This is a genomic window from Vibrio qinghaiensis (assembly GCF_002257545.1).
GTDB classification, from domain to species: Bacteria; Pseudomonadota; Gammaproteobacteria; order Enterobacterales; family Vibrionaceae; genus Vibrio; species Vibrio ordalii.
The window spans coordinates 1,687,965-1,710,972 of the sequence record NZ_CP022741.1; the positions used below are offsets into that span (position 1 = coordinate 1,687,965).

A 23,008-nucleotide genomic window follows, 5' to 3' on the forward strand; every position below is an offset into this window, starting at 1 on the left:
AACAATTGAAAACCAAAACATGGAGTTAGGTCAGAGTATTGCTAAGATGTGATGAGAAATTCTAAAACCTAGCTCTCAAACCCACCGCGTAATACTTGCTACAGTAGTCAAAACAGCAAGAGCGGCAGAGGCTTGAGTGAACCATTACGCACTACTTTGTTTAGACAATAACCCAATCAGCACAGAACAATTGCGTGCTGAGTTAGCTCCGTTCGCCGCTAAATTTGATCTTCATACAGCGGACACCATAGATGAAGCTGAGCAAGCCCTAGAATATTTGCACGAACAGCAACAAACGATTGCATTGGTCATTGCCAGTCACCATGAGCAGTTTGATGGTGCGGATTTTTTGACTCAACTCGATAAATCAACCCACACGCGTTCAGCGCGGAAAGTGCTGATAAGCTGCGGACAAGATATTCAAGCCATTCTCACCGCCGTCAATGAGGGAAGATTAGATCACTGTCTCACTAAACCACTACAAGATAACGTGCTCTATAAAACCATCCAAAAAGAGCTCACGACCTACATCTTAGATAATGATCAAGACAACATTCTTAACTACAGCACCGTACTTGATCAACAGCGCATCTTACGCGCGCACATCGATAATAAAATGCGCAGCTATCGAGATGGTTTTATCTCCGATTACCACAAGCTTTCAGATACAGCACTAGCCGAACAGGTGATTGGTGCATTGCATCAATTTTTTGCAAATGAAGACGAAGATGAAACACACTCCTGCCTAACCTATTCCACCAACCACTTTCTCACTAAAGAAGGAGAGGAAAACCGCTTTCTTTGGTTCATTACTGAAGGTGAGGTCGCTTTGTATAAAAAAGATGATTTAGGCAACCAAATGGAAGTGGTTCGCCATAAAAAAGGCAACATTGTCGGTGGTATGTCTTTTGTTACTGGTGAAAAATCGTTTTCAACCGCCGTTACACTGACCAAAACGGATGTGATTAAGCTAGATCGAGATGTATTTGCCAAAGTCATGCATTCGGATACTCGGCTATTACCCCTGTTTACTAACTTGCTGCTTCGCCATTTTAATCGGCGCTTACAACGCAGTATCAACACTAAATTGCAGCTACAAAAAACGCTCGAATCACTTGAATCAGCGCATCGGCAATTAATCGAGCGCGAGAAAATGGCCATGCTCGGTCAGCTCGTTGCTGGTGTTGCTCATGAGCTCAATAACCCTGTCGCAGCCATTTTACGTGGAACTGAAACGCTGTCAGACAAAATCGAGCTCTTAGTCCAAGAGACCGAACATCAAAACCTTCAGTACAAAGGCAGCCAGTTATTAAGGAATGCACTTTCAGCCAAGCCTACTTCTACATCAGAAGAGCGGGCTCGTGCAAAAGCCATAGAAAATGACATTCATCACCGTTTGATCGCGAAAAAATTGGTCAAACTGAATCTGGATGATGACCTCGTGCTCAGACAATCAGCTAAGCACGCCCCTGAAAAGACCCTAGAGACACTGGAGCAATTAGAAAACTATTTTCTAACAGGTAGTACGCTTCGCTCTATTAATGTCTGTGCCCAACGTATCGCCGATATGGTACGAAGCCTTAAAGGCTATGCTCGCCCTGATGATGAAGCGCTGCACAAGGTCAATATTCATGAAGGTATTGAGGACACTCTGGTTATTTTCGAAAACCGTCTTAAACGACATAAAGTAGAAAAAGAGTATGCTGACTTGCCTTTAATCACTTGCCAGCCGATTGCTTTACAACAAGTGTGGACAAACCTTATTTCAAACGCCATCGATGCCTTTCCAGCTAATGGCGTACTGCACATTGTAACCGCATTAGTTAATCAGAGTAATCAACCCTTTATTACTATCAGTTTCACGGATAATGGTTGTGGGATCACCAATGACGACAAAGATCGTATCTTTACCTTAAATTACACCACTAAAAAAGAAGGTAACTTTGGGCTCGGTATTGGGCTTTCTGTCTGCCAACAAATAGTCCAGCAGCATCAAGGTTGGATCGATGTTCAATCTGAACAGGATAAATACACGACGATGACGGTATGGCTGCCAGTTAGTCGATAACTTGTCGTGCTAATGATTAAGGAGAATATCATGAACAAATTTTTGATCTTATGCGTGGACGATGAACGTGAAGTATTGGACAGCGTCGTGCAAGACCTCGACGAATTTGAAGAGTTTTTTATCTTAGAAGCCGCAGAATCTGTTGCAGAGGCAAAAGAAGTGATTGCCGATCACCAAGCTCAAAATATCAAGCTGGCTTTAATTTTGTGCGATCACATTATGCCCGAACAAACAGGTATTAGTTTCTTAATTGAATTAAGCCGCAATGAAGAGACGCAACATACACGCAAAGTGCTACTAACAGGCCAAGCAGGGCTAGAAGACACGGTAGAAGCGGTGAATAATGCCAGCCTACATTTTTATGTAGCCAAACCTTGGGATGGGAACAAACTCCGCGATGTTATCAAAGATCAATTAACACAATATATGATTGAAAATGAATCGGATTTAATGCCTTGGGCCAGAGTCTTGGATGCCGAGAAAATCTTCAATGCGATCGCACAAAACCGCATCAGTTTTGGTGAATAAAATATCCTAACGAAGAAATGGCACTCTCTTTGCTTATTTTTTGCGAAGACAACAAAAGAATGACACTTTTTAATGGCGACAATGTCAATCTATGCACTAAGATGTCTAAATTCTTTAATGTCACCGTGGGTATTCCGCGACTGACCATGGAAATGAACTAAAAATATAGGTTTATAGTGACTATGCGTAAAACAATCATTGCAGCCGCTTTGCTGCTAGCCTCAGGCCAAACACTGGCAGAAATAGACCGAAATAGCCCATCCGTCATGAGCAATTTTAGTTATGACTATATCGAAGCTCGTATTGGAGCAAGTCCAGTCACCTTTGGTGCTGCGATGAGCAAATCAATTCACCCAAATGCACATGTCATTGGTCGTATAGACTCTGAGTTTGAAGGTGATTTTGACGCAGCCGCAGGTTTTGGCTTTCATGCTCCTATTAACAACTGGGCTGACTTCACGGGTGAAATGCTATTACGCGTCGTAGATACCCGCGATAATAAAAGCGCCGATACAGGAATGGAATTAAACCTTGGCGTGCGCCAATGGCTTGGTCCACAGTTGGAAGTTGGTGGCAAAGGTGGCTTTGTTTCTATCGATGACAATGATGACTGGATTGCGTCTGTTTATGCCCGCTTTCATTCTACAGAACTTTTCTCTCTCGGTGCCGAGGCTCGCATCAATGATGCTTACGGCGATCAACTGATGTTTACGACTCGTTTTAAGTTCTAGGTGTAAGCTAAATACAATAAAAAGCCGAGACGTAAGACTCGGCTTTTTATTTGATAACTATTTATTTGATAACTGTTCCAAACTGTCAGCGTAATGAACAGCTTTCTAATAATTGACGCTTGCGAGGCTCTTGCAGCAATTTCCAATGAATGCCTTCGATCGCGCCAGCAAACTTCCACAGTAGCTTTACATCGACGTCACTGCCGTACGTTTTTTTCACTTTAGAAAATATCGTAGGAGCACCTAAGCGCATGAATGTTTCCACATCATTGATGCCCGCTTTTTTAACCATACGCTCTAACGTTAACTGCATGTTGGGTAAATCACGTAGTCGACGACTTGCAGAAGATTTTTGAAAGCTACGTTGCTCAACAGAATAGCGGATGGAACGTTCAATTATGGTATCTAGGCTCTCATGATTACTCACAAAAAGCTCTGTTATATCATAATAATTAACCGTCGCTGTGGTCTGCTTTTTAACGTGTTTGTATTTTTCGCAGCCTAATTTTGTCAGTACATCATCGAGCTCTTCACCACCACGAATAAAAACAGACTCTTCACTAATCAGTGAATACATCGCTTCTTTTTGGAAAAGCCCAACACCGCCAAACATTGAACGCTTTTGGAACGCGCCAAATTTAATAACGTAATTGAAAAATGCATGCTCAATCATATCCATTGATCCTTAATCAAGTTCCCCGATTAATAGTGATCACCAGATAGCAGCGTATTTTTGCGAATAAAAAGAGTAAGTTAGTAACAAGCTTTTAGTAGTTTAGTATTAGCTTGCTTAATATGGTTACTATCATAGTTAACGATACAAAATAAGTCTGGGCATGCATCACATCAATAGACATATCTCAGTAGAATTATGAGATTTAAATCACACAATTGTGTTTGTGAATAAATTTTTTTGACACATCCGCTGTCATTAACGTATCAAGGGAAAGCCATAAAGCAAACAAATTGATGTGTTTGACGGTGAATGGATTGCTTATTTAGGTTAGTAGACGGTAAAATACCTTCAGTACAGATTGAGCACAAATTTATGAATCATCTATCTTTTTACTGGCTTCCAGATCATCACCAAATGCTCATCCAAGGGTTAGAAAGCGAATTTTCTCAATTGGTTGAACACTCACTCAGCACAGGTAAAATTTCACTTCCTCCTATTCCTGATGTTGTTCTAAAAATACAGCGCTTATGCACATTAGAATCTACTGAAATTTCAGATGTCGCCGATTGTCTACTTGAAGATCCCGGACTGACTGCAATTGTAGTACGCGTAGCAAACTCTGTTGTCTTTAATCGTCGAAATATTACCTGTACGGATTTAGTCACGGCGGTATCACGCTTAGGCATACTACGAGTACGCGACATTGTAACAGCCCAAGCGATTGAGCAGTTAAAACACTCCGTAAACTTAAGCAAAGAATGCAATAAAATATTGGTTAATAGCGCCGCCATATCGCGAGAGCTTGGCGCAACCATGGTGATGGTTACTCACGCATTTAAACAACTTGAACCAAACCGATATCAACATTTAGAGCAGGAAAAAGCCTTACTTGTCGGTCTACTTGCGGATATCGGCTTGTTTTGTCTGGTACACGAATATCATTTATATCTTGAGAAAGGCAACTATCTCGATCAAAACATCGCCCTACAGATTTTTCAGTCGCGATGTTCAAAAACCAGTCAGCTTGTGTTAAGAAGTTGGGGGTTCGACTCAGATTTCCTTGAAGTAGCAGGAAATGAATCTTTAGTCGCATCTTCTCACGAAGTCAGTTACCTTGATGTGGCACGTATTGCTCACCATCTTTTACTGTTTCGTCGTCAAGATGAAGAGATTGAAGAGCATGACGTCGAAATTAATGCGACCGGAGCTGAGGTGCTATACAACTTAAGTAACCTTAGTGAGCTTGAATTCAAATCAAAACTCAATGATGTGATCAACGCAAGCGGCTTCTAAACCCAAAATAATCAGAGGATGAGATGTTCTCAGGGATGTTATTTATTTTTGCCCCACTAATAGTGGGGTATCTATTTTCTATTGCCAATCAACAGTGGCTAGCCGCATTAAATAAAGCCACGTCTTGGTTAGTTTACGTCATTCTGTTTCTGATGGGTTTAAGCTTGGCAGCCCTCGATAACTTGGGCAGTAACCTACAGTTGATACTCAAATTTACCACCGTATTTTTCTTGATGATCGGTGCTTGCAACTTGTTGGCCTTGCCCTTTATTGACCAATTTCTACCCATAAAAACCGATGCGAACCATTCAAAACTCCCCCTATCTAGCATGGCGTTAGAATCCGTAAAGCTGATTGTGGTTGTCGGTGGAGGATTGGCGCTTGGGGTTGTATTAGGATTCGATTTAAGTTGGGTCAGCACCGCCAGTGAATGGATCTTGTTCGTATTGCTTTTCTTTATTGGTATTCAGTTGAGAAATAGTGGTTTAACTCTACGACAAATTTTGCTCAATAAATACGGAATGGTCATCGCATTAGTCATTATATTGACCTCTTGGATTGGGGGGATCATTGCGGCCATGATTCTTGATATACCAATTTATCGAGGACTAGCCATGGCTTCCGGTTTTGGATGGTATTCACTTGCCGGGATTTTAATGGGTGATGCTTTCGGCCCAGTCTATGGTGGTGCCTCTTTCATGATAGAGCTACTGAGAGAACTGGTTGCTTTAGTGATGATCCCCATGCTAATCCGAACCAAACCTTGCTCTGCCATCGGCTATGCTGGCGCAACCGCGATGGATTTTACCTTGCCCGTGATCCAAACAACTGGCGGGGTTCGTTGCGTACCGATCGCGATTGTCAGTGGGTTTATTCTCAGCCTACTGGTGCCTATTCTTATGCTGTTCTTTGTATCACTTGCAGGCTAGATCTCAGGAATCACTTTAGCCTTCATTTAAACTAAAAAAAGGGAATAGAAAATTCCCACACAATAACAAAGCCCAAAGGAAGATTTATGAAACGTGTTATCGTTGCCCTACTGCTCTCAACTTCAGCGAATGTTGCTCTCGCTGCTGATAACCAATGCTTATCCGAAAAATATGACGCTTATATCGACGCGTCACTCCATTGGTATAGTGATCTCGCCGACTTAACGACCGCGCAATATCCTGAACTGACCGAAGTCAGCCAATGGTTTCTGCAAGGACGCCAGCACCACTTTGACTTAAACCGTGCAGCAGTCCACTATTACCTCAGCAATGATCCTTCCAAAGTCGCTACCTCGCAACCTGTAGAAGCTTGGCTAAAGCTAGAACAACACGAGATCAAGGTATTGGCCTCACGCAGTGATGAACTCGGTCACATTGCTAAAATTACCTATGAAGATCGCCAAGCGAAGCCTAACGAAAAAAACTATGAATTACGTTCAGCCTTAGCCGAATTGCTCAGTCATCCGAAGCAGATCGAAGCTGCGTTGAATAAATATAACGATGCCATCGCCTTGATCGAAAAGAAAGTCTGTAACTAGTCGCCGCCTCTACTCTAGCCGAATTAAGACGGGACAACTGTCCCGTTTTCGTTTAGATTGTGCCGCCCGCATTCCATAAAAATCAAAATAACGAAGCTATATGGTATCAGAACAAAAAACTGCAAATGTGAGTTTCGAGAGCTTGTTACGGATCTTCACTGTGCCCGAAGGCCCCGATTCAACACTGACAAAAATAGACCAAGAGCTATCACGCAATTTGAACCTCTTCTTGCGTGAACATATTGTCGCTGAAGAAAAACCACTCAAAGAGATCGAAAAAGATTTCTCTAATCCGCAAATTCCAGAGTCACCGGCGTTCGTTTCAGAACATACTCAACATTTGTTGGATAATTTAGTCGCTCATTCGGTACATACCTCGGCTCCCAGCTTTATTGGTCATATGACATCTGCACTGCCATATTTCTTGATGCCGTTATCAAAGATCATGATTGCGCTGAATCAAAACTTAGTCAAAATTGAAACGTCGAAAGCGTTTACACCGCTAGAGCGACAGGTTTTGGGTATGTTGCATCGTTTGATCTATCAAGAAAACGACGCCTTTTACAGCCAATGGATGCACAGTGCCAATCATTCGCTTGGTGCATTCTGCTCTGGCGGAACGATTGCCAATATCACGGCATTGTGGGTGGCTCGCAATAATGCTTTGAAAGCCGATGGTGATTTCCAAGGCGTCGAAAAAGAGGGGCTTTTTAAAGCCATGCGTCATTATGGTTACCATGGTTTAGCGATTTTAGTGTCTGATCGCGGCCATTATTCCTTAAAGAAAGCCGCTGATGTATTGGGTATCGGCCAAGAAGGCTTAGTTTGTGTAAAAACCGACCACAACAACCGCTTATGCCCGCAAGATTTGAAAGCTAAAATGGCACACCTAAAAAGCCAGAAAATTAAACCTTTTGCAGTTGTTGGCGTCGCCGGAACCACAGAAACAGGCAACATTGATCCCTTAAGAGATATCGCCAATATTTGCCAGCAAGAAGGTTGTCATTTTCACGTAGACGCCGCTTGGGGCGGTGCCACGTTAATGTCGAACAATTACCGCTACTTACTCAATGGTATTGAGTTGGCTGACTCCGTAACGATTGATGCACATAAGCAGCTCTACGTGCCGATGGGGGCAGGCATGGTACTATTCAAAAAACCTGATGCAATGCATTCAATTGAGCATCATGCGCAATACATTTTACGCAAGGGGTCAAAAGATCTCGGCAGTCATACATTGGAAGGTTCTCGTTCAGGTATGGCTATGTTGGTGTATGCTAGCATGCACATTATTAGTCGCCCAGGCTACGAATTATTGATTGACCAGAGTATTGCTAAAGCTCGCTATTTCGCTGACTTGATTAAAGCACAAGACGATTTTGAGCTAGTTTCTGAACCCGAACTATGCCTTTTAACCTACCGTTATATTCCAGCATTAGTTCGCCAAGCTCTACAGCAAGCCTTACCAAACCAAAAGGCAGAATTGAACGAGTTGCTGAACGAAATAACCCAGTTTGTGCAGAAAAAACAAAGGGAAACGGGGCATTCATTTGTCTCTCGAACCCGTTTAAACCCAGAACGCTGGGACAAGCTTGATACCATCGTATTTCGCGTGGTATTGGCCAACCCGCTAACGACACATGCTATCTTGCACTCGATATTAGATGAGCAGCGACATATTGCCACTTTAGCCCCTAATTTGATGGCTAAAATTGTGCAGCTTGCACAAAGAATTACCAGCTAGAATCCCTGTAAATTACAGCAAATTGAAAATTTATTTCTTTTTGCTGTAACTAATACATCATTTATGAGCCGTAAATTTTCATTAATCATCGATTTAAATCTAAATTCTGTAGTTTTGATGAAATTTTGTTTGAGGTTTGTCATGTTCTCATCAATTGATAACTTGAATTGTTACGGAAATCCACATCCTAGGTTTATACTCATTGCATGGCGTTGGTTTAACGTACCTTTTTGGAAATGTATTATTTCCAATCCCCCTAAAAGGGCAATAGGGTAAAACCAACGAGTTGTTCTCTTCGCCCGCGTGAACACTATGAATACATTAGAAAAAATTCAAAAAAATCTGGAAAACTTTAGCAAGTCGGAACGTAAAGTTGCCGAAGTGATTATGGCTTCGCCACAAACCGCGATTCACTCAAGTATTGCGACACTCGCCAAAATGGCCGATGTCAGTGAACCAACGGTAAACCGCTTTTGTCGACGACTCGACACCAAAGGCTTTCCCGACTTTAAACTTCATTTAGCGCAAAGCCTTGCTAACGGAACTCCGTACGTAAACCGCAATGTTGAAGAAGATGATGGCCCAGACGCCTATACCCATAAGATTTTCGAATCGACTATGGCGTGTCTGGATGTAGCTAAAAATAGCTTGGATCCAATGCAAATTAACCGTGCAGTTGACTTACTCACACAAGCAAAACGGATCTCTTTCTTCGGTTTAGGAGCCTCTTCTGCTGTGGCAAAAGATGCCCAAAACAAATTTATTCGCTTTAATATTCCGATCACTTGCTTTGAAGATATCGTGATGCAACGCATGAGTTGCATCAACTGTACCGATAATGACGTAATTGTCTTGATTTCGCATACAGGTCGTACGAAAAGCCAAGTGGAAATCGCCAATCTTGCGCGCGAAAATGGTGCGACTGTCATTGCGATTACAGCAAAAGATTCACCGCTGGATAAAGCAAGCTCGTTGTCGATCTCTCTTGACGTGCCTGAAGATACTGATGTCTATATGCCCATGGCAAGCCGTGTGGTGCAAATGACGGTAATTGATGTACTGGCTACTGGTTTCACCCTGCGTCGTGGCTCTGGTTTTCGTGAAAATCTTAAACGCGTCAAGGATGTACTAAAAGACTCGCGCTACGATAAACTGTCACAGTTCTAAGATAATCGCGATCCTAAAATAATCGTTAAAACGGAGCTCAATTGCTCCGTTTTTTATCTAGCCCTGCTTATGTCTTTAGAACGCAACTGGTTTCAACGCCAGCTATAATGCTATCACTCTCTTTTCTTTCATCTCGATTGCCTCCTAGAATCAACCATCTTAAAAAAATTTGATGCCGTTCAACATGAAGAGAATAACCACGTAAAATACAAAATTATTCGACATGTAATATGACGTACCATATTCGATATCTTTCTTGATGTTTTTAAAGATAAGCTTACGTTGATTATGAAATAAACAATAGCTTTTACCTATTGAAGCAACTGGTGATTGCCACTTTATTTCCGACCTCGGATCGGGCATAGTTGCACGCAACAAGAATTAAGGAGAAAGTTATGTTCGTTGTTATTTTTGGCCGCCCGGGTTGCCCTTACTGTGTTCGCGCAAAAGAACACGCTGAAACATTGAAATTGAAACGCGACGATTTTAACTACCGTTATGTTGATATTCACGCTGAAGGTATCAGTAAAGCTGATCTAGAAAAGACCGTGGGTAAGCCAGTTGAGACTGTTCCACAAATCTTTATCGATCAAGAACACATCGGTGGCTGCACTGATTTTGAAGCTTATGCGAAAGAGCATTTAGGCTTATTCGACGAATAATGCCAAGAAATATAAAAACCCGCTAATAATCAGCGGGTTTTTGCCCTGTACAGTTAGATAGTCCTTTCTCAAATTAAGTCAGTGAAATGTCAATTGTCACAAATTTCACTTATCTTTTTGCAATATTAAGATACAATTCCCACACTTTACCTACCCCACTTGGCACACATAACGAGTTGAGCCGTGAATATCGACGTCGTACTTTTGCTTGATCAGAACCCTATTCTTCTTATTTTTGTTGTCTTAGCGATTGGCCTTGGTTTTGGCAAAATTCGTTTTGGCAGCTTACAACTAGGTAACTCTATTGGGGTGTTAATTACATCACTCATCATGGGGCACCTTGGTTTTTCCTTCAATGCTGAAGCGTTGACCATAGGTTTCATGCTATTCATCTATTGTGTCGGCATTGAAGCTGGCCCTAATTTTTTTGGCATATTTTTCCGTGATGGAAAACACTATCTCATCTTAAGTTTAGTGGTGCTTATTACCGCCACTTGGATTACCTATTTTGGCAGTTATTATCTCGGCCTCGATTTTGGCTTAGCCGCTGGCATGATGGCAGGTGCATTAACCTCCACCCCCGTGTTAGTTGGTGCGCAAGATGCGTTAAACTCAGGTTTAGCGACGCTTCCAAGGAATATGGATTTATCCCTTATTTTGGATAACGTTTCGGTCGGTTATGCGATGGCTTATTTAATTGGTCTTATCAGCATGATCATGTTTGCTAAATTGCTGCCTAAGTTGCAAAAACAAAACCTCTCAGATTCTGCTCAGCAGATTGCTCAAGAACGTGGGCTTGGGGGGAGTGGTCAGCGCAAAGTCTATTTACCTATCATCCGTGCCTATCGGGTCGGCCAAGAGCTGATCAACTGGATTGATGGACGTAATTTACGTGAGCTTGGTATTTATCGCCAGACTGGTTGCTATATTGAGCGTATCCGACGTAATGGTATTCTTGCCCATCCTGACGGTGATGCCATCTTGCAAGAAGGGGACGAAATTGCATTGGTCGGCTTCCCTGACAGTCATGCAAGGCTAGACCCTAGCTTTCGAAATGGTAAAGAGGTGTTTGATCGCAACCTACTGGATTTACGCATCTCTGAAGAGGAAATCGTCGTAAAAAGTGACAGTATTGCCGGTAAACGCCTATCGGATCTCAATTTATCCGAATATGGTTGTTTCCTGAACCGAGTGATACGCGCACAAATTGAAATGCCAATGGACTTAGACATTGTGCTTGCCAAAGGCGATGTATTGCAAGTCAGTGGTGAAAAAAGCCGTGTTCAAGGCTTGGCCGATAAGATAGGTTTCATCTCTATCCATAGTCAAATGGCGGATTTGCTCGCCTTTTGTAGCTTCTTTATCCTCGGTATTTTGTTTGGTTTAATCACCATGACCTTTGGGCAAGTCTCCTTCGGTTTAGGTAACGCAGTTGGGTTACTACTTTCTGGCATCATGCTCGGGTTTTTACGAGCTAATCACCCCACTTTCGGCTATGTACCGCAAGGGGCATTAAATATGGTGAAAGACCTAGGTTTGATGTTCTTTATGGTAGGCATTGGCTTAAGTGCTGGCGGGAAAATGTTCCAGCACCTCTCAGAAGTGGGCGTACAAGTGATCGGCCTTGCATTTTTAGTCAGCGTGGTGCCAGTCGTCTTTGCCTATTTGGTCGGTGCGTACATTTTGAAAATGAACCGCGCGCTTCTATTTGGTGCGATTATCGGGGCACGAACTTGCGCACCAGCGATGGATATCGTTAACGACTACGCAAAATCGACCATTCCCGCATTGGGTTATGCTGGCACCTACGCTATCGCCAATATACTGATGACACTGACAGGAACTATTTTAATTTTACTCAGCTAAACCTAATAATCCTCAGTGCTACTCGCCAAAGTCACATGTGTGGCTTTTGGCGAGCCATCGCCCCTCTATTTACTTCGCTTTTATCTCAATGTTTGCCGCTTTATCGGCTCAGAACTGCATCTTTTCTCCTGAATTCAACTCACCACTGCTTAATTTTCCAAACGAAAGGCAATCGTTTGCTTTTTATCTGGCAGCAGAAAATAGTTCTGGTATGATGCGCACAGTTTATCGATATCTTTACTAGCGTTGAGCTGAGCGATATCTTCTCTGTATGACGTTTGAAAAAAATAGGAATGTCTAAATGAGCCTTGCTGATCAAATCCTTGCCGTCAATGACGACCTCCCAATTCGCACTCACCAACCAGTTCATAGCGGCAAAGTTCGCTCTGTTTATTGGCTAACTCCCGAAGATAGCCAACGTTTGATCAAAGAAAAAGGCTACAACGTTGCTCCTGATGCACCTTTAGCCATTATGGTAATCAGTGACCGTATTTCCGCTTTTGATTGTATCTGGCATGCCGAAGGTGGCATCAAAGGTGTACCGGGTAAGGGCGCGGCATTAAACGCGATTTCAAACCACTGGTTTAAGCTATTTCAAGAGAACGGGTTAGCCGATAGCCATATTTTAGATATTCCCCATCCTTTTGTATGGATTGTGCAAAAAGCCAAGCCAATCAAAATTGAAGCGATTTGTCGCCAGTATATTACTGGTTCAATGTGGCGTGCTTACGAAAAAGGTGAACGAGATTTTTGTGGTATTCAATTACCAGAAAGCTTGCAGAAAGATAAAAAACTGCCAGAGCTGCTCATTACCCCATCAACCAAAGGCATCTTAAAAGGCATTCCCGGTGTTCCAGAAGCCGATGATGTCAATATCTCACGTCATAATATTGAAGAGAATTTTGCCGCTTTTAACTTCAGTCGTGTCGAAGATATTGCCTTGTACGAACAGCTATTAAAAGAAGGCTTCAACGTCATTAGCCAAGCACTCCGTCAAGTAGAGCAAATCTTCGTCGATACCAAGTTTGAATTTGGTTATGTCACCGATGCTAACGGCGTTGAGAAGCTCATTTATATGGATGAAGTGGGTACGCCGGACTCGTCTCGCATCTGGGAGAGTGCTTCCTATCAGCAAGGACGTATTGTGGAAAATTCGAAAGAGGGTTTTCGTCAATTCTTGCTCAACTACTTCCCAGACCCTGATATTTTACTCAACAAAGAACGGATGGCTGAGCGAGAAGCGCTTGCTCGTGAAAATGCACTGCCTTTGGCTGCATTAATGGATATTTCCAACACCTATCTTGCGATTGCAGAGAAAATTGTTGGCCAACCGATCGCATTAAGCCAAAACCCAAAGCAAGAGATCATTACTATCCTGCGTTCTCAATATGGCTTGATTGACTAGCACTCAACAATAACGGGGCATTAAATATGCCCCGTTACCTGCTTATCCCCTTACAGGGTGATAATAAATTCGTCTGGTTTTGTATTTTTTATCAAGGCTTGGCTCTTATTCTGAATCACTTTGATTTGCTCAGAATCCAACGCATACGGCATCACTAACTTTATCTCTTCAATTCCTTCTAATTTCGCCAATCTTACCAGTGAAATTAAATTCGCCTCATCACTACAACGGGTTGATAACGACTTCAACGCCATTTCCCACAAGCGATCTTCGGGGGTTGATAATTCTTTAATGCTGTCTTTCCAAACCGTACCAAAAATCGGTGCAAATGACGTCATAGCTTCGAGAAATGTCCATTTTTTATTGCATGACGCACCGAGGAATGTGGTGTAGTCAAATACGGCTCGAGTCCTTTCAGGTGTATTCATTTTGTCCCCCGACAAATTGCCAGTACACTATACCCAATATCATCCATGAAGGTTTATATAGCAATAGGATATAAAAAAATGGTCTTTTATACCTTAAAATCGAATGGATTAGCTATATCAAAACCAAATCCTTAACAAAGCATAAACAGACTTGCCGACATATGTGTCTGATTGATTAATATTTCAAACCGTGAACAAAAAGTCGCTTTATCACTTAAAGTGATCATCGCTCAACGCTACTTTTGAAATCTCTGCTAAAGGAGACCAGTAGACAAAAATGTGTACATTGATGCCCTCAGCAATTAACACGGAGAATTCTACCGTTTTTATCGGCATTCTTCAGTATTCTGTGCCATGTGTCGCCGCTCGTCTATTTACAATCTCATGAGTAAACCGTTATCATTTTTGAGTTCCCTTCTACCCTAAAATAGGCCGACAATGAATAATGATAAACGCCCTCTTTATATTCCCTATGCGGGCCCCGCTCTACTCAGCACGCCTTTGCTCAATAAAGGCAGTGCATTTTGTGCTGAAGAGCGCAGTTCCTTCAACTTAGAAGGCCTGCTTCCTGAAACGACGGAAACGATACAAGAACAAGTTGTTCGTGCATACCAACAATATTGCAGCTTTGAAAATGATATGGATAAGCACATTTATCTGCGCAATATTCAAGATACTAATGAGACCCTATTCTACCGTTTAGTGCAAAACCACATTACCGAAATGATGCCGATCATCTACACACCAACAGTCGGTGCGGCATGTGAAAATTTTTCAAATATTTATCGTCGCGGGCGTGGTTTATTTATCTCCTTTCCAAATCGCGACCACATCGATGATTTACTTAATAATGCAGCGAACCATAACGTAAAAGTTATCGTAGTGACCGATGGTGAACGCATTCTCGGCTTGGGCGACCAAGGAATTGGTGGCATGGGTATTCCTATCGGCAAACTGGCACTTTATACCGCATGTGGTGGTATTAGCCCTGCTTATACTTTACCGGTCGTGCTCGATGTTGGAACCAATAACCCACAGCGCTTGGCTGACCCGATGTACATGGGCTGGCGTCACCCTCGCATTACTGGGGCTGAATACGAGGCGTTTGTGGAAGAGTTCATTCAAGCGGTGCAACGTCGCTGGCCTGATGCATTGATCCAATTTGAAGATTTTGCACAAAAGAATGCAATGCCACTATTAGAGCGTTATAAAAACCGTATTTGTTGTTTTAACGATGACATTCAAGGCACTGCGGCGGTGACTGTAGGTTCGCTATTGGCCGCATGCAAAGCCGCGGGCAGTCAACTCTCCGAGCAGCGTATCGCGTTTCTTGGTGCGGGCTCTGCGGGCTGTGGCATTGCCGAAGCAATCATCGCGCAAATGGTCTCAGAAGGCATTTCCGATGCACAAGCACGTTCTCAGGTCTATATGGTTGACCGCTGGGGTCTGCTGCAAGAAGGCATGCCTAACCTACTTGATTTCCAACAGCGCCTCGTACAAAAAAACAAAGACACGCATGATTGGAACACAGAAGGCAATGGTTTTTCATTACTGGAAGTAATGAAAAATGGCAAACCAACGGTGTTGGTCGGTGTTTCTGGTGCTCCGGGATTATTCAGTGAAGAGATTATCACTGAGATGCACAAACACTGCCCACGCCCGATTATTTTCCCGCTGTCGAACCCAACCAGCCGTGTTGAAGCAACGCCTGATGACATTCTCCGTTGGACTAACGGTGAAGCACTCGTCGCCACAGGCAGCCCGTTCGCTCCCGTGTTGCATAACGGTAAAACCTACCCAATTGCACAATGTAACAATAGCTATATTTTCCCAGGTATCGGCTTAGGCGTACTGGCGGTTAATGCGCGCCGAGTCACTGATGAGATGCTGATGGAATCAAGCCGCGCACTCGCCAACTGTTCACCTCTGGCGCTTAATGGGCATGGTGCGTTACTTCCACCACTGGAAGCCATTCACTCCGTTTCCAAGAAAATTGCGTTTGCGGTAGCGAAAAAAGCGATTGAGCAAGGCGTTGCACTGGAGATCCCAGATGATGTGTTAGAAACCGCTATTGAGCAGCATTTTTGGCAGCCAGTATACCGTCGCTATAAACGCACTGCTTTCTAAACTCCTACTCTGCTGCCCCCTAAGCTTCGGCTGATGTTTAGGGGCTTTTTCTGTGAGTTAATATGATGAACTTTTTAGCGCCCGCAGGGCATTACTTATCACCGTATTTAACGGAGATATCAACCGCCTTGATCGCTTGTTTGCTCGTGATGCTCGGTGGAGAGATTAACGCCGCGATGCGCAAGCTAATGCGCAACCAACACTTTGTCATTCGCACATTTACGTTTATATTGATTAACGCTTTCGGCTACGGTTTGGTGATCATCAAAGCGAGCCCTTACCTTGCTCGGACACTTTCGCAGTTAGAATCAGGCATGATGTTTAGCATTATTATGCTCTGCTTTATTGCTATCGGGATCTGGGCACAAAGGAACCGTCAAATTTAGTGTTAAAATTTTCATCCTCAAATCACTCTCGCCCTGTTTGGAAAAAGCGGGTTTACACGCTGCTTCGCTACGTGTCTGTACTGTTGTTCATTTCAAGCCTTTTTGTGCTTGGCATTGATCGCTGGGTCAGTTGGCAGGCCGAAAAACAAATCGTCACCGAGCAAAACCAAGTCGGTCAATTCCAAGTCGCTGTTGTACTTGGAACCAGTAAGTACTTGGGTAAGACGCTCAATGACTATTATGCCCATCGAATTGAAGCCGCGATCGCTTTGTATGAACAAGGCAAGGTAAAAGGGTTTTTACTCAGTGGTGATAATGCTCACCGTTCGTACAATGAACCGTGGACGATGAAGCGCGATTTACTACGCGCAGGGATCCCGAGTGAACACATTTACTTAGATTATGCAGGATTTCGTACTTTAGACTCCATTGTTCGCGCAAAACGTATCTTCGAAACCGATAATTTTTTGATTATTTCTCAACAATTTCATTGTGAGCGTGCACTCTTTATTGCCAACTATCACAACATGAATACTCAGTGTTTAGCGGTTGCAGGGCCAACGACTCATTCTGGTTTTAAAGTGAGGCTGCGTGAGGTCTTTGCTCGTACGAAAGCATTTTTAGATCTCTATATCACGAATACTCAACCTAAATTTTTAGGTCCTAAAGAGCCCATTGTGATCGAAGAGTTACCCTTAGAGCCAATCGAAGATGAAAGCTAAAAGAGGTACTGACGCTCATCATTAAGTGATCTCAGTAGCGAAACTAGACTGCGTCCCAGAAACCTTTCCTGCGACAGATTTCCGGGCCACTTTGGTTACGCTAACGTGGATAAGACATCAAACAAAGCGTCAATTTCACTGCGCGTGTTGTAGTGCATAAAACCGATACGGACAACTCCACCGCTGTTTTCAAGATCTAACTGACGCACTAAACCCAGCGCATAGAAATGCCCATTCCACACACAAATATTATGCTCGCCCAATGTTTTGGCCACAAACTCTGGGTGGTGATTAGATAAACGAATGGCAAAGGTCGGTGTACGTAGCTCACTGTTAGCCTTGGTCAGGCCATAGAGCTTAGCCGAACTCAATCCTTTAAGTTTATACAGAAAATACTCACTCAATTGGCGTTCATGCTGGTTGTATTGAATGAAACTATCGATCAAACGCTCTCTTAACGAGCCACTCGCGTCTCCCCATTGCGCCAAATATTCCACTGCAGCAATCACGCCTGCCAAACCTTCAAAACTCTGCGTACCCGTTTCAAAACGCCCCGGACCAATATTGGTTGCAGGTTCAACTTTGTAGGGTTTAAGTGCATGTAACCACTGCGAAGCGATATAAATGATACCAACGTGTGGACCAAAAAACTTATATGCCGAACAGGTTAAAAAATCACAGCCTAATTCTTGTACATCAATCAAATGGTGCGGAGCATAGTGAACGGCATCCACATACACCATCGCGCCGACTTGATGCGCTGCATCCACAATGCGTTTAACATCGACAATAGATCCTGTGGTATTCGAGGCATAAGTGACCGCGACCAGCTTTGTTTTAGGATTGAGCAATGACAGTAAGTGTTCAATATCCAAAGTACAATATTGTTGGTTCACCTGTACCTGGTGCACTGTAACGTGCTTATCCTGCGCCGCTTGCTGCCAACTCGATACATTGGAATAATGGTCAAGCGCGGTAACAATCACTTCATCGCCCGCTTGCCAATCTCGGCTAATGGCTCGACTTAGCTGAAAAGTCAACGAGGTCATATTCGCGCCAAATACAATATTTCCTGATGACTCAGCGTTCAGAAGCGCTTGCACCGACTCACGAGCTTGCTGCATTAAATCAGTGGTGATTTGGCTTGAAAAATAGTGTCCGCCCAAATTAGAGTTAAAATGGCCCAGATATTCACTCATTTTTTCTATTACCGACTTAGGTACTTGCGAGCCACCTGGACCATCTAAGAAACTCACTGACTTGCCATGATATTTTTGCGACAAAGCACTAAACTGCGTACGCACTTTTTCAGGAGTGAAGATCATTTCGACCATCCTTAGCGGTTAACACAAAAACATCCATATGACCTTCTTGCCCATGCTCAATCGAGCGGATAGGACAAGCGTTATGCCATAACTTACTGTCCGCGAGTATCGCAATCTCACCATTTTCTAACACTTTCCGAAAGAAAGGGGCTTCATGACAGTCTTGATACAGCATAATTTCACCGCCGACGATATTGTGGCGATTCACCCCCACCAACGCAATGTGATCAAAGCCATCTTGATGGACACCTTCTGGAGCGACTTGCGTCTCATCAAACACAGCAGCAATTCGGATCTGATGGATTTCAATCTCTTGACCATTGGGCAGCCCATTCGTACTCACAAACACCTCGCACACTTCTCTCATCCCTTCACTTTGTAACGTAGAGGATAAAATAGGATCGAAATGACGCTTAATGTTGCCTTGAAAATGATTGATTTGATCGGTTTGCATAAAGTCATGCTTGTCCAACGCCTCGACTTTCCCTTTGCTAAATTGAACCACAGAGTAGCGCCGTAAACGATACTGACCATCCGCATGATCCGTATGTGGTAATTGCGCAAAGGAGGGAGCAAGTTGTTGAATCGCTTTTTGACTTAATTGCGTAATCTGTAAAGTGTTTTCGTGTACAGCTAACATCACCAGCTCCTTAATTAAATTATTGGACACATTAAATTAACAATTAATTTACACTAAGGATACGCACTAATATTGCACATTCAAGTAAAAATGAATGTTATATCTGTATGTGACTAGCAATATAAAATTTAATACTTAAATAATCACAAAAATAAGAATTAAAATCCAATAACAAGCATGACACATAGCGATTTTTAGACAAGCTCACTACTTCAAGGTTAATAATCTTTTAAAAACAATGAATACCAACATTAGGATGATGTAGAAATGGTATGTAGACCATGGGCGGGTTTAAAGGAAATATCAGTAACTAATTTATCAGCTCGATTCGACTCAATTTAGCAAGTATTAATCCATGAGTCGTATGGCGGCTCATTAATTCGAAATTGGCACCATTTAAGTGGCAAGTCACACCAAAAATTAGACTAAAGTTAATACTAGTTCATAAAACTAATTGATATATTTGACCATTAAAACTTAGTTGAAACATCGCTCAACTGATAAGGAGATCCTCAACCCGTGAACTCTAGTATTAAAGTCACACTGTGGACTTTCATCGCATTAGGTTTCAGTGTAATCAGTGCCTATGCGGCTATGGATCCTAAAGATAAATTTCTCCAAGCATTGGAGGGCATTGAGCAGATCACCTACTCACTACCGATCAAGGCAAAGGCACAAATTAGTGAACTAGAAGAAGACTACATCATATTGTCACAGCCTTCAGCTCTCGTCGTACGTTACTATTTGGCCAAAGCAACTGTGTATGGGCTACTGGAGGAATATGATAGGAGCTTAGAAGCGGCACAATTAGGATTAAAGCGAACAGAGCATACCAACGTTGAAACGCTGACTCTCAAACTAAGAGAGATTCAAGCTTTACGGCACCAAAAAGTCGACGTGTTGCCGAAACTTGACGCACTGTTAGTCGAAGCAGGAAACGATCACAATGCACAAATCGAATCAGAAGTATTACTAGCTAAAAGTCTCTATTACCAAGAGCAAGGCGAGTTTAAAAAATCGTACGCCGCAATAATGACCTCAATTGATACAGCAAAATCCATTGATAACAAAGAGTTAATGGAGAGAATATCTCACGGTCTAGGTCAAATACTGGTTCAGCTACAAGATTTTGATCGTTCACAGCTGTTACTTGAAAATTCCTACAGTTACTTCAAGCAACGTAAAATGTCTTATAGCCAGTTGGTTAGCTTACTCGACATCTCTAAATTGCAAGAGTCACGCCATCAAATCACGGCAGCGATCGAAACCTATAAAACCGCACTCAAGCTGGCACAAATACTGGGTGACGGGCGACATCGCTTTCGTATTAACATTGAACTTGCACGGCTTTATCGAGATACCAACAACCGAGATCAAATGCGCTTTTTCTTGAAAAAAGCGGAGGAACTGCAGTACCGAGAAAGCCAACCAGGCTACGTTGCCACTTTTCAGCTATTACAAACACAAGATCTATTGGAACAAAAACGCTACGGTGAAGTGATTGAATTTGTAGAACCACTCATTGCGCATATCAAACAAAGATCAAATCTACTTATTCAACAGATAGAGTTGTTAAAAGTAGCAGCACAGGCTTATGCTGGGCAAAACAACTACAAACAAGCCTATGAAACTTATGATTTTTATCATTTACGATCGCTCACACTTCGCAATGTTGAACAAGTAGAGAACTTACAGCGACAGCAAATGTTGTTTGATCTTGAGCGTCTACAATATGAAAATCAGGATCTAAACTGGAACAACGTACTTCAAAAACTAGAAATTGAAAACCATCAGAAAACGTTTTATCTATTAGGTGAAATTGTCCTTTTCTTGGCTCTTGCATTAATAGGGTTATTGATCATATTTATCTGGGCCAACCGCTCTCGCATCAAAATGGGTATGCTTGCCAAAACGGACACCTTAACTGGCTTGTATAATCGACGCTACATGGAGGAACGATTTGCAAAACATCAATCCAAATCTTACCAAAACAGTAGCGAAGCGCTTATTAAACTCGTGCAACGGATTGTGATGTGGCAACAGACTTGGTTCAAAGGTCAACCTTCACTTAAAAAAAACAGCGAACCATTCGATTCAGCGCAATTAGACGAACAGATCCAACATAATGAAGATGCAAAACCGATTAGCCTTATTTTGACCGATGTTGATTATTTTAAAGTCATTAATGACACTTATGGTCACGCTTTCGGTGATCAAGTATTAGTGGAAATCGCCGCTATCTTTAAATCCTCGGTGCGCTCTTCTGATGTTGTCGCCCGCTACGGTGGAGAAGAGTTTCTCATCTTACTACCCGATACTGACTTAGGCATTGCCAGCGAAATTGCCGAAACATTACGCCGGAAAATTGAAGCTCACCATTTTGTAACCGAATCACGAGAATCAGTATCCGTCACTTCGAGTTTTGGCGTGTTGAGCGCAACGAATACGGATTTAGATCTCCAAGCATTGTGTGAAGAAGTCGACCAACTGCTTTATATGGCGAAAGCCAGCGGCCGAAATTGCTTAAAAACACGTTGGCTGACTTATTAGCCAAGTCCCATCATTGCTCAATTTGGCCATATAACGATTATTTCTAAGCTAGCCCTTGTAATCGCTTTAATTGACCCGAGATATTCCCTACAATCGTATAAATTTTTCGAGCATTTTCGATACTGGAGTCCCCATGAGCAACGTGAAACATTGCAAACTTCTTATTCTTGGTTCAGGCCCGGCTGGTTATACGGCAGCCGTTTACGCAGCTCGCGCTAACCTTAATCCAGTTCTCGTTACCGGTATGCAGCAAGGTGGTCAGTTAACGACCACCACAGAAGTAGAAAACTGGCCAGGAGACGCCGAAGGCCTCACGGGCCCTGCTTTAATGGAACGAATGAAAGAGCATGCCGAGCGCTTTGAAACTGAGATTGTGTTTGATCATATTAATGAAGTTGATTTTTCACAGCGTCCATTCCGCCTTAAAGGTGATAGTGCAGAATATAGCTGCGATGCCCTGATCATTTCAACAGGTGCATCCGCACGTTACCTAGGTTTGGATTCAGAAGAAGCCTTTAAAGGGCGCGGCGTTTCGGCTTGTGCCACTTGCGATGGCTTTTTCTATCGTAACCAAAAAGTTGCAGTCGTCGGCGGTGGCAATACCGCTGTGGAAGAAGCGCTTTATCTATCCAATATCGCGGCACAAGTTCACCTAATCCACCGCCGTGATTCGTTCCGCGCGGAAAAAATTCTGATTAATCGTCTGATGGATAAAGTCGCAAGCGGCAATATAGTGCTACACACTGACCGCACTTTACAGGAAGTGTTAGGCGATGAAACCGGCGTGACGGGTGTTCGTATGCAACACACCCAATCAGAAACTACAGAAGATCTGGATGTGATGGGCGTCTTTATCGCGATTGGTCACAAACCGAATACCGACATGTTTGCTGGCAAGCTAGAGATGAAAGAGGGCTATATCGTGGTCAGATCTGGCCTTGATGGTAATGCAACTCAAACGAGTATTGAAGGTGTGTTTGCTGCTGGTGATGTGATGGATCACAACTATCGCCAAGCGATCACCTCGGCAGGAACGGGTTGTATGGCGGCATTAGATGCAGAGCGCTACCTAGACAGCTTGAACGACAAGTAGACATGAGCGACAAGTAAGCAAAAGGTTGTTTTCCAGTTTTATAACAAAACCCTACAGCCCGGTGGTATA

20 protein-coding genes are annotated in these 23,008 nt (G+C 42.9%); 16 read left to right on the forward strand and 4 right to left on the reverse strand.

What is annotated here, in order from left to right; translation table 11 throughout:
- Window positions 1-136: 136 nt before the first annotated feature.
- The 3 genes from CCZ37_RS07725 to CCZ37_RS07735 all read left to right on the forward strand — a co-directional run bounded on the left by CCZ37_RS07725 (window position 137) and on the right by CCZ37_RS07735 (window position 3,327).
- Window positions 137-2,068, forward strand: coding sequence for an ATP-binding protein (locus CCZ37_RS07725; RefSeq protein WP_010319694.1), 1,932 nt, complete (start codon window positions 137-139; stop codon window positions 2,066-2,068).
- A gap of 30 nt (window positions 2,069-2,098) precedes the next feature.
- Window positions 2,099-2,596, forward strand: coding sequence for a response regulator (locus CCZ37_RS07730; RefSeq protein ID WP_010319693.1), 498 nt, complete (start codon window positions 2,099-2,101; stop codon window positions 2,594-2,596).
- Window positions 2,597-2,778: 182 nt separating this feature from the next.
- On the forward strand, window positions 2,779-3,327 hold the full coding sequence (locus CCZ37_RS07735) for a hypothetical protein (protein ID WP_026027603.1): 549 nt from the start codon (window positions 2,779-2,781) through the stop codon (window positions 3,325-3,327).
- Between the two features lie 85 nt (window positions 3,328-3,412).
- Here CCZ37_RS07735 and CCZ37_RS07740 read toward each other — a convergent pair whose 3' ends face one another.
- Window positions 3,413-4,006 carry a TfoX/Sxy family DNA transformation protein gene (locus CCZ37_RS07740; protein WP_094500226.1) on the reverse strand — a complete coding sequence of 198 codons (594 nt, stop codon included), beginning with the start codon at window positions 4,004-4,006 and terminating at the stop codon, window positions 3,413-3,415.
- 369 nt (window positions 4,007-4,375) lie between these two features.
- On the opposite strand from CCZ37_RS07740, the gene CCZ37_RS07745 reads away from it, so the two are divergent.
- From CCZ37_RS07745 to CCZ37_RS07780, 8 genes are all read left to right on the forward strand, one after another.
- A complete protein-coding gene (locus CCZ37_RS07745; RefSeq protein ID WP_094500227.1) occupies window positions 4,376-5,296 on the forward strand; it encodes an HDOD domain-containing protein in 921 nt (306 codons plus the stop codon).
- A 23-nt stretch (window positions 5,297-5,319) separates the two neighbouring features.
- Window positions 5,320-6,225 carry a LysO family transporter gene (locus CCZ37_RS07750; RefSeq protein WP_094500228.1) on the forward strand — a complete coding sequence of 302 codons (906 nt, stop codon included), beginning with the start codon at window positions 5,320-5,322 and terminating at the stop codon, window positions 6,223-6,225.
- Window positions 6,226-6,311: 86 nt separating this feature from the next.
- Entirely contained in the window at window positions 6,312-6,824 is a 513-nt protein-coding gene (locus CCZ37_RS07755) for a hypothetical protein (RefSeq protein ID WP_010320192.1), read from the forward strand.
- A gap of 100 nt (window positions 6,825-6,924) precedes the next feature.
- Window positions 6,925-8,568, forward strand: a complete 1,644-nt coding sequence (gene panP, locus CCZ37_RS07760) for a pyridoxal-dependent aspartate 1-decarboxylase PanP (protein ID WP_094500229.1) — start codon at window positions 6,925-6,927, stop codon at window positions 8,566-8,568.
- Between the two features lie 312 nt (window positions 8,569-8,880).
- Complete coding sequence (locus CCZ37_RS07765; protein WP_010320194.1) at window positions 8,881-9,735, forward strand: MurR/RpiR family transcriptional regulator; 855 nt, start codon at window positions 8,881-8,883, stop codon at window positions 9,733-9,735.
- 395 nt (window positions 9,736-10,130) lie between these two features.
- Entirely contained in the window at window positions 10,131-10,397 is a 267-nt protein-coding gene (locus tag CCZ37_RS07770; protein ID WP_010320195.1) for a GrxA family glutaredoxin, read from the forward strand.
- Between the two features lie 183 nt (window positions 10,398-10,580).
- The gene (locus CCZ37_RS07775; RefSeq protein WP_017042033.1) at window positions 10,581-12,263 is read left to right on the forward strand and encodes an aspartate:alanine antiporter; all 1,683 of its coding nucleotides are present in this window, start codon (window positions 10,581-10,583) and stop codon (window positions 12,261-12,263) included.
- A 301-nt stretch (window positions 12,264-12,564) separates the two neighbouring features.
- The gene (locus CCZ37_RS07780; RefSeq protein ID WP_094500230.1) at window positions 12,565-13,668 is read left to right on the forward strand and encodes a phosphoribosylaminoimidazolesuccinocarboxamide synthase; all 1,104 of its coding nucleotides are present in this window, start codon (window positions 12,565-12,567) and stop codon (window positions 13,666-13,668) included.
- Window positions 13,669-13,718: 50 nt separating this feature from the next.
- Here the strand turns inward: CCZ37_RS07780 and CCZ37_RS07785 are convergent, their stop codons facing one another.
- The gene (locus CCZ37_RS07785; RefSeq protein ID WP_208613908.1) at window positions 13,719-14,096 is read right to left on the reverse strand and encodes a transporter; all 378 of its coding nucleotides are present in this window, start codon (window positions 14,094-14,096) and stop codon (window positions 13,719-13,721) included.
- A 438-nt stretch (window positions 14,097-14,534) separates the two neighbouring features.
- On the opposite strand from CCZ37_RS07785, the gene CCZ37_RS07790 reads away from it, so the two are divergent.
- From CCZ37_RS07790 to CCZ37_RS07800, 3 genes are all read left to right on the forward strand, one after another.
- Window positions 14,535-16,223, forward strand: coding sequence for an NAD-dependent malic enzyme (locus CCZ37_RS07790; protein WP_094500232.1), 1,689 nt, complete (start codon window positions 14,535-14,537; stop codon window positions 16,221-16,223).
- A gap of 62 nt (window positions 16,224-16,285) precedes the next feature.
- Window positions 16,286-16,609 (forward strand): DUF3392 domain-containing protein, encoded by a 324-nt coding sequence (locus tag CCZ37_RS07795; RefSeq protein WP_029627192.1) that lies wholly within the window; start codon window positions 16,286-16,288, stop codon window positions 16,607-16,609.
- Window positions 16,582-17,331, forward strand: coding sequence for a SanA/YdcF family protein (locus tag CCZ37_RS07800; protein ID WP_029627194.1), 750 nt, complete (start codon window positions 16,582-16,584; stop codon window positions 17,329-17,331). Before CCZ37_RS07795 ends, CCZ37_RS07800 begins: the two co-directional genes overlap by 28 nt.
- 95 nt (window positions 17,332-17,426) lie before the next feature.
- On the opposite strand, the gene CCZ37_RS07805 is transcribed toward CCZ37_RS07800, so the two are convergent.
- Window positions 17,427-18,665, reverse strand: coding sequence for a cysteine desulfurase-like protein (locus CCZ37_RS07805; RefSeq protein ID WP_094500233.1), 1,239 nt, complete (start codon window positions 18,663-18,665; stop codon window positions 17,427-17,429).
- Entirely contained in the window at window positions 18,640-19,296 is a 657-nt protein-coding gene (locus CCZ37_RS07810; protein WP_167372397.1) for a 2OG-Fe dioxygenase family protein, read from the reverse strand. Before CCZ37_RS07810 ends, CCZ37_RS07805 begins: the two co-directional genes overlap by 26 nt.
- A gap of 519 nt (window positions 19,297-19,815) precedes the next feature.
- On the opposite strand from CCZ37_RS07810, the gene CCZ37_RS07815 reads away from it, so the two are divergent.
- Together CCZ37_RS07815 and trxB are read left to right on the forward strand one after the other, a co-directional pair.
- Window positions 19,816-21,846, forward strand: a complete 2,031-nt coding sequence (locus tag CCZ37_RS07815) for a GGDEF domain-containing protein (protein WP_094500235.1) — start codon at window positions 19,816-19,818, stop codon at window positions 21,844-21,846.
- A 133-nt stretch (window positions 21,847-21,979) separates the two neighbouring features.
- On the forward strand, window positions 21,980-22,939 hold the full coding sequence (gene trxB, locus CCZ37_RS07820) for a thioredoxin-disulfide reductase (RefSeq protein WP_010318239.1): 960 nt from the start codon (window positions 21,980-21,982) through the stop codon (window positions 22,937-22,939).
- The last annotated feature ends 69 nt before the right edge of the window (window positions 22,940-23,008 follow it).